Raw genomic sequence first — 642 nt, 5'->3', positions numbered from 1 at the left:
AATCCGAAGTCCATCAACCAACTTACGAACAGACCAATGCCAGCCAAAAGTTGCACGAACAACCCAAAACGAAGCATGGCATGAGAGCCCACTTTTTTCACCAAACGACCGTTAATGCTGGTCATGATGATCATCGCCACAATGTTCAAACCGAATAAGTAACCAAATTGGTCAGGTCGAACACCGTATAAATCAATATAAACAAACGAACCCGCAGTTAGGAATGCAAACATCCCCGAAAACGAGAATGCACCAGACAACATCAAGCCCAACGCTTCAGAACTTGAACACAAACGGGCGTAGTTTTTTAATGTGGTGCGAAAACGCAGTGGTTGGCGGTTTTCTGGTTTTAGCGTCTCCGGAATTTTCCAGAACACCAGCAGAATGACAACCACAGCAAAGATAGCCAGCACCCAAAAGATAGAACGCCATCCAAACCAAATCGCAAGGTGACCGCCAATCATCGGCGCAACCAACGGGGCCATCGTGATAACTAATGTGACGAAAGACATTGCGCGCGCAAAGTCTTCACGGGCAAACAGGTCACGCACCACTGCTTGAATAATGACCGCCGCAGCCGCGCCAGCAAAGCCTTGTGCGGTACGAACATAGGTTAACGCATCAATGCCGTTTGTGGTCGCA

General features: G+C 48.3%; 1 protein-coding gene. It reads right to left on the bottom strand.

Annotation, left to right across the window (positions count from 1 at the left end):
- Positions 1–642: Bcr/CflA family multidrug efflux MFS transporter (locus R7E78_RS27635; protein WP_318058819.1), on the bottom strand; the 642-nt coding region annotated here is incomplete at both ends.

The sequence above is a fragment of the Vibrio sp. YT-19(2023) genome (assembly GCF_033337395.1).
Note: the sequence above shows the minus strand (reverse complement) of the source record. Positions and strands in the feature narration are given on the sequence as shown.